9 protein-coding genes are annotated in these 7,396 nt (G+C 44.0%); 6 read left to right on the top strand and 3 right to left on the bottom strand.

Translation table 11 applies throughout. The annotated features are described in order from the left end of the window. The 3 genes from ACFQ2O_RS05225 to ACFQ2O_RS05215 all read left to right on the top strand — a co-directional run. A partial coding sequence (locus ACFQ2O_RS05225; RefSeq protein ID WP_377523469.1) for a hypothetical protein occupies positions 1-212 on the top strand: 212 nt, incomplete at its 5' end. Between the two features lie 117 nt (positions 213-329). Next, a complete protein-coding gene (locus tag ACFQ2O_RS05220; protein ID WP_137761654.1) occupies positions 330-866 on the top strand; it encodes a hypothetical protein in 537 nt (178 codons plus the stop codon). 110 nt (positions 867-976) lie between these two features. Then, positions 977-1,624, top strand: coding sequence for a toxin-antitoxin system YwqK family antitoxin (locus ACFQ2O_RS05215; RefSeq protein WP_377523464.1), 648 nt, complete (start codon positions 977-979; stop codon positions 1,622-1,624). Positions 1,625-2,361: 737 nt separating this feature from the next. Here ACFQ2O_RS05215 and ACFQ2O_RS05210 read toward each other — a convergent pair. Beyond that, complete coding sequence (locus tag ACFQ2O_RS05210; protein WP_377523461.1) at positions 2,362-3,384, bottom strand: IS110 family transposase; 1,023 nt, start codon at positions 3,382-3,384, stop codon at positions 2,362-2,364. A 264-nt stretch (positions 3,385-3,648) separates the two neighbouring features. On the opposite strand from ACFQ2O_RS05210, the gene ACFQ2O_RS05205 reads away from it, so the two are divergent. Further along, positions 3,649-3,969: a hypothetical protein gene (locus ACFQ2O_RS05205; RefSeq protein WP_377523458.1), complete on the top strand. Its 321-nt coding sequence runs from the start codon at positions 3,649-3,651 to the stop codon at positions 3,967-3,969. Between the two features lie 121 nt (positions 3,970-4,090). Continuing rightward, positions 4,091-4,582 (top strand): hypothetical protein, encoded by a 492-nt coding sequence (locus ACFQ2O_RS05200; protein ID WP_377523454.1) that lies wholly within the window; start codon positions 4,091-4,093, stop codon positions 4,580-4,582. Positions 4,583-4,643: 61 nt separating this feature from the next. Here the strand turns inward: ACFQ2O_RS05200 and ACFQ2O_RS05195 are convergent, their stop codons facing one another. Beyond that, the gene (locus ACFQ2O_RS05195) at positions 4,644-4,886 is read right to left on the bottom strand and encodes a hypothetical protein (protein ID WP_377523450.1); all 243 of its coding nucleotides are present in this window, start codon (positions 4,884-4,886) and stop codon (positions 4,644-4,646) included. Positions 4,887-5,697: 811 nt separating this feature from the next. Here ACFQ2O_RS05195 and ACFQ2O_RS05190 point away from each other — a divergent pair. Further along, the gene (locus ACFQ2O_RS05190; protein ID WP_377523447.1) at positions 5,698-6,978 is read left to right on the top strand and encodes a hypothetical protein; all 1,281 of its coding nucleotides are present in this window, start codon (positions 5,698-5,700) and stop codon (positions 6,976-6,978) included. Between the two features lie 99 nt (positions 6,979-7,077). Here ACFQ2O_RS05190 and atpC read toward each other — a convergent pair whose 3' ends face one another. Next, positions 7,078-7,323, bottom strand: coding sequence for an ATP synthase F1 subunit epsilon (gene atpC, locus ACFQ2O_RS05185; protein ID WP_377523444.1), 246 nt, complete (start codon positions 7,321-7,323; stop codon positions 7,078-7,080). Positions 7,324-7,396: the final 73 nt, after the last annotated feature.

Raw genomic sequence — 7,396 nt, 5'->3', positions numbered from 1 at the left:
TTGTTAAAACTGTATTAAATGCATCGTGGAAATTCATCACCAGATTAATAATTGGAATTACTTTTTCTTCCTTAGTCGTTCTAGTTATTTATTTAGTTGATGGATTAAAGAAGGGAGATTTAATGTTTGTAGCAGTATTTACGCTATGTATAATTTTAAATTACTATGGGGTAGAAAGACAATTGTCTAAAAGAATTTCCCAAAGTAAGTAGTAAATAGAGTGGCTCAATCAAGAACAACATCGCACAACCACACCTATACGGCAGCAATGCAGCCGCATAGCCAAGACCGTTAGCAAAGAATAAAATCATCCACAAAACCCTTATAATATGAAAACACCAATTCTATCCCTCTTTATCCTGATTGTCCTTATTTCCTTCTCATCCTGTAAAAAGAAAGACGCTAATCCCAGAGAAGAACTTCCTGCAGCTACTATGGAAGGCAAAAACACTTTCGGAGCTATGGTCAATGGTAAGGTGTGGTTGCCAAAGGGCAGACCCAGTACGTTCCAGTCAAATTTTAATGTTATTTACGACCCTGCTTATAAAGGTGGCACTTTAAATATAGCAGCCTACAGGAAAACCAAAGAAAGTCCTGCAGAATACGATTATTTTATAATAGCTATGGCTCAAGTTGATAAAGCAGGAGTTTATACTTTCGATAATGCTGAGATAAGCGGAGTAAGGTTCTATAACGAATACTGCGATTATGACAAGGGTCCAGAAGTATCCCGCAGCGGCACACTTGAAGTAACTAAACTTGATTTAGAGAACGGCATAATAGCAGGGAATTTCTCATTTACGCTATCCAAGACTGGATGTGAAGACATTCGTGTTACCGAAGGTAGGTTTGATGGAAAACTGTAGAATACCAAAGAATATCCCTTGCTAACCCTGCACAGGCTCTATACTTCGGCTACGCCTCGTTCGCAGCCTGTACTAACCGTTGAGCTTAATAGAAATTACCAAATCTTTTTATGGTTCATTTAAAACAGAAAATATCATACATAATCGGACTACTGTTGTTTCTCTCCTTTGTGGGCTGTAGTAATGATAAGCCATGGGTTGAGAAAAGCTACTTTGAGGATGGAACGTTGAAGTCAGAAGTGGAAATGGTAGGCGACACACGTAATGGAGTTGCCAAGTCCTATTTTCCTAATGGCGAGTTGGAAACAGTGATTCACTATGAAAACGGTGTTGAGCACGGTGTGTCTAGAGAGTATTATGATAATGGGAAGCTACATATCGTAGCTGAATACCGAAATGGTAAGCCAAATGGTAGGATGCTTAGATACTTCAAGAATGGAAATAAGAGCTACGATTCGGAGCTCAAGGACGGGAAACCAATAGGATTTACCATTGGCTTTTATGAAGATGGTGATACGATGGCTTTCTATGACAATGGAAGAGCCGTAAGGTTTTTTGAAAATGGAAAGATAGAGCAGATAACCTGTAGCCAGAATGAAGACCTGAATAGCATTAGGAACATTAGGTTCAGTCCAGAGGGGGAAATCATTAAGCGGGAAGAGCCACTTTATTGCCTTACGAGTAGAGACACTCTTCTGCTTGATGAGCAGTATCCTGACTGGAAAACAGGTGTGGTGGTTAAAACTGCCGAAAGGTAGATATGTCAAGGTCTTGGCGGTTCTACTTAGAGAAATTAAGAACTACATAGCTCAATCGAGTAGCCTGCCGTGAGCAAAGTTGCTCACGGTGAGGCTCTCCCACCACCCTGCGTACGGGTCGCGTACAGGGCGGTTCGTTAAGGATAGCACAGCCGCTCTTTACACCGACCATGCCCTTGCCCTAGTTTGGGATAAGGCTAGCAAACTCTATCGTTTGAACCTCCTTATCGGATTTCGGGCAACTTAACGTTTGGTCCTTCATCACCCTGTGAGGCCTCCGCAGTGCTTACGGCTCGTTTCCAGGTGACTACTATGACCGCTGCTGACTTCTCCCCCTGTACACGACAGGACGAGACCTCCCCAGGTAAGACACCTATCCTTCCACCTAACCCTGCTGCATCTACAAAGAGCCGTTTGTTGGCCAGGGGCTTTGCAAAGATGTGCTTGCTTACCCACGACTCCCTGCCTCTTATGCAGTTTCTGTTCGTCAGTTCAGGTGTTTGCAGTCCCGCTTCCTTCACTGCCTGCCTCACGGTAAACCAGCTTGCGGCTTGCTAATCGGCTTCACCAACTTGCCGATAAGGGACTTGCACCCTCTGGATAATCTGAGTATATTCCTTTCGAAATATAACTCGTGCCATGCTGGGCACACACAATGTATAAACATCACCTCGGCCGACGGCCTTCGGCGTCGTTTATACCAGACCGAAATCTATGATGAAAGCAAGCGCTTTGCTCTAAAAATTATTCAATCTCACCTCATAGGGAGTTCCTCTTTTTATAACGGCCACCGCCTGGTGTAGCAGCTTGTTTCTGACAGCGTTTAAGACGCTCATCTTGCTCTTGCCTTCCCCGACCTTCCGCTCGAAGTAGGTCCTCATTTCCCCGTTGTTTCGGATACTGCTCAGGGCGGCCATGTGCAGCACCTGCTTCAGTTCTTTGTTGGCGAATTTGGATACGCCCGTTTTGCCCATCACGCTCGTGCCGCTGCGGTATTCAAAGGGGGCAACCCCGCAGTAGCAGGCCAGTTTGCGCCCATCCTCCATCCTGCTGAATCCCTGGGTGTATACCAGAAGGGAGATGGCCAATACCTTTCCCACGCCTTTCACCGAGGTGAGAAGGTCGTACTTGCGCTTCAGCTCACCGTCCTTTGCGATGAACTGCTGCATCTTCTCCTCCACCTGCTCCTTGCTCTTCTCCAGGCCCTTGATGGCTTTCCTGTTCACCTGCTCCAGCGTCTTTCCGGACACAGGGTCTATCTGCAGCAGCTCTTTGATGGTGCCCTTAATGCTCTTGAGGGCCTTGATGAGCCTGCCCCTGCTTGCCTGCAGGTCCTTTAGCCGCTCCAGCGTCACGCCAGAGAGGGAGAGGCACTGCGCCTCCTGCTGGTGCAAAAGGGCGTAGCGGGCGATCCTTTGCGCGTCCACCCTGTCGTCCTTTCCTCTGACCATGCCGATGCTTCTCTTTATCTGCAGGGCGCTCTCCAGCCACACATTTACTTCCCGTGCCAGCAGGTAGTGCACCAGTTGCCTTGTGTACATGCCCGTGTGCTCCATACAGGCTAAGGTATCCTTTCCCGCCTCGCAGCCCTGCTGCTTCATCCAGGCCTTCATCCGCTGAAAGCCCTCTCTGTTGTTGTTGAACTTCTGGTGGTGCGGCACCCCTGCTTCCTTTCGGGTCAGGCACACGTCCAGGCTGTCCTTGGATACATCGATGCCCAGAACAAAGGCGGAGGCTTGCGGTTGCATTGGCTTTTCCATATCTTTTAGCATTAGTTAAGGCAAGCTGCGAATCGAAACCTTTATCATGGGCCCAAAGTCCCGAAAATCTATATGACTCCTCGCCTGCAATGAAAAGTAAAAGCAGCCAGACTGATTCGGACTGTAGGAATTTCGCCTTGTTAGCGAGTAGTTCACTGGCTGCTCTTCAGGTATAGGTAAAAGTTACCTCTATACCTGGTAATATGAAAGTGTAGCTATTAAAAAAATGATAAACCGCTAATCTAAAGGTTGGGCGAAATAGAAATGATAACAGCAATCAATATCGAGACAAACCTGTGGAATAGAATTATAAATCTACTGAAGTTCACAAACTGGGTAGAGACTTATAGGTATGATGAATTCGATGCAGGAATTGACTTCGATTTTGCAGTATTGGAAAATGATGGAGAAGAAGTGCTATTTGGTTGGGATAACTGGGTTGAGGGAGAAATTCATTGCTCTGAGTCACGGATGAAGAAAATAGAGTCCCTTGTAGGGGAAATACTCAAAAAAGGTGAGCCAGTAAATTTAAAACCCGAAGTTATTAAGTTGTACAAGCCTGCTACAAAGGGCAAGAAGACTTAATAACTTTTGTGAAACAAAGTTAAGAACTACTCCGCCCAACAAAGTGTAGCAGTACGGCTCGCTGACGCTTCATCAATCTGCTACACGAGTAACGTTATGCTGCATAAATAATTAAGAAAAAATGAAAAGACCCCTTCTTCTCTTTATTGGTGTAGCCTTTTTTCTTAGTAGTTGCGACAGGTTATCAGGCTTAGGCTATAGAGTAAAAGAAAAGGCTAAAAGTACAGTTGATAGATTTTTCCCGACTTACGAATCCAAAGTAGGTGACACTGATTATAACAAGAAAAGGTTTAAGGAGTTCTTCGGGTTTTATCCTACAGATGATGTTAAAAACCTTTATGCCTATGCTGATGAGTTAGGTGTAGATGCTTCTTACTATTTTTCCTTTAACTGCAATGAGCAAACAGTTGAGCGAATCATAAAAGAATTGGAGCTACAGAAAGATACAGCGAACCGTTCGTCTGTTATAGGCTTCGATTTACCTTATACTTGGTGGAATACTGAAAGAATTGATAAACTGGAGCCAGTATTAAAAATAGAGAAAAATATTCACTGGTACTTGTGGCACGACAGGGAAAAGAATCAGGCTTATTTCCTTACATTAGATATATAAAATAACTCCGCCCAATCGAGGTACTGTCTTAAAAAGCAAGTGAAAGTATAGGATTGTTTTATTAACTTGACAAAAGCGAAAAGAGAGCTTCAGGCGATTCGTTACACGGAAGTTCATCTTGTGTAGCCCCGGCAATAGCCGGGGCTACTTGTTTTTTGCCTCCTCCGGAGCCAAGCGATAAGAGAGGCTTAGGCTCCTCATTACCGGAAGCTTTGTTTTCTTCCTGCCCGAACCTCGGGTTGTATGCTTCATCCTTCCGCCACAGTGCCCAGATGAGAATCAGCAGTTTCCGTTGCACTGCCACATAAGCCTGCATTTTTGTTAATTGTACTTCAACTTATTGCTGTAAAGATATGAGTAAACTGCCCCACCAGCGTTAACTGACGGGGTGCGCCTCTCACACCACCGTACGTACGAGAGCTTTGCTCGGAAATTTCGCACTTCCGTGCTCATTCCCATATACGGCGGTTCACTAGGCATAGCACAGCCGCTCTTTACACCAGCCGTGACTTCGCCCTAGTTTGGGATAAGGCTAGCAAACTCAGACGTTTGAACCTCCTTATCGGATTTAAGACGACCTAGCGTTCAGCCCTTCGTCACCCTGTGAGGCCTTCGTAGCGCTTACGGCTCGTTTCCAAATGACTACTATGGCTTCTGCTGACTTCTCCCTGTGTACACGACACCGGGAGACCTCCCCAGGTAAGACACTTATCCTTCCATCTAATCCTGCTGCATCTACACAAAGCCGTTTGTTGGTCAGGGGCTTTGCAAAGATGCGCTTGCCCACCCACGACTCCCTGCCTCCTATGCAAGCACTGCTTGCTCGAGAGTATTCGTTAATACTGGCTTTTGCAGTCCCGCTTTCTTCAAGCACGCCTCACGACGAACCAGCTTGCGGCTTGCTAACCGGCTTCACCAAACGCCGATAAGGGATTTGCACCCTGGTAAAATTTATTACAACAGTTATTTAATTTGTTATATATTTTATGGTAGATTAGGTGGTGCGAAAGTAGATTGTGCTATATGCTAAAAAGCTGTATGCCTGCTGCTACAGCACAATTAAAGTTTCCTCTAGCAAATGCCGTTCATCCATAGAAGTTCTTATTAAACCACCTATGAAGCATAGCTTATTATTCACACTTGTTTTTACTATTTTATTTTTTGGTTGTGATGGAGAGAAAGAACAACCACAGCCAATACCGATACAACCAGTCCCAGTAAAAGAAGCACCTCAGCCACTACCAGATTTTCAGTTTAGCTTAAAGGTAATGCCTTCTTATGCATCTATAGAAGAAGCTGAATTAATTGTTTCTGAACAGGGGGGCAAAGTATTATTGGATACCTTGGTTTCAACTTTTCGGGAGCACACGCTAAAAGTCAGAACACTAGAAAAACACTTCCTTGTTACGACCGTTAGTTATAACAAGTCAACAGATATCATTGAAATGTATTCATACCTTCAGGTTAGCCCGAACAATTGGGAGCTGTTGCCAAATGACAGGTTTAGATATTTAAACCAACCAAATTCTCCTTCTTCTGAGCGTGCAAAGCTTAACTATGTAAACACCCCTTATATACCGGATGGCACCTCTTATTTTGCTAGTTCCTTTGGTTCTGGTTCAGGGAGTTCTATGTATGATTACGCATCCAGTACAATAGAGCAGGAATACGAAAAGCACTCTTCTAATTTCACTTACCTTGTCATTCCATCGCGGCAACTTTTCAAAATCAAAGAAGTCCAATCCAATGATGCCTCTGTAGATTTGACAGAAATGAACAGCGCACAGAAATCACTCTTCAAAACTACTCCTAACCTTAAAAAGTTAGGAGTCAATTTATTTGGATATCCGATTGCTGATGATTACAACAATTTTCTGTGGCTGTACTCCTCTTCCATTCCAGAACTGCATGGTAGATTTGATATTATATACCCTACAAGCCAGATCCACCAGTACAAATTAGCTACAACCTGGACTGACGCTACCTCTAACCTATATGAGTACTATAGCTTAGCTGATTCAGTACCTACCCACCTGGCATTTATCGATGACTCCTTCTTAAAGGTAAACAGCCGCTCGTTCGACAACTTAGATGTGCAGTTTCTGAAAGACCAGCCTACTTACTATGCTTCTACTTGGATGGATGATGAAAGTAAGATTTATTGGATGATTTACGCTCCTCCTACCACTACCACCTTCAACCCTAAGGAATATATTACATCTCTGAATAGCAGCTTGTTAAAGCACAGAAATACTGCTGATCTGGCTTTAGTCAATTTAACTGTCGAAAAAGCAGACAATCTTTCCCACCAGTTGTTCTTTGATAATGTATTTACCCCAGAATTGAAAAGAAAGAAGGCGATAGGCCTTTCAAGGAAGTTTATCAAAAAAATGTGATAACTGCATATCCGCTTTGTACGCAACAGGTGATAAACCAAGAACGCCTCCTGCACATAGTACAGGAGGCGTTCTTGGTTTATACTTTAGAAAAAGGTGCTATTCAATCACAGATTCAGCAAGTACAATAATTTTATTATTGAGTACTTCTACCACACCACCGTCTACTGTAAAGAACTCCTGTCCCATATTTGTAGTGATACGGATGCTTCCTTTTTCAAGCGTACTGATAAGTGGGGCGTGCAGGTCAAGCACCTCAAAAGAGCCATTGGCTCCCGGGAACTTAGCTGACTCTACCTCACCGGCATATACCTTTTTATCAGGTGTGATTATTTCTAAATACATTTCTATGAGTTCTGAGTCTCGAGTCCTGAGTTCTGAATTATTCCCGAAAAACTCGAGACTCAGAACTCAGAAC

Source organism: Pontibacter rugosus, from assembly GCF_042678745.1.
Taxonomy (GTDB): domain Bacteria; phylum Bacteroidota; class Bacteroidia; order Cytophagales; family Hymenobacteraceae; genus Pontibacter; species Pontibacter rugosus.
This window is presented reverse-complemented; position numbering and strand designations above follow the sequence as displayed.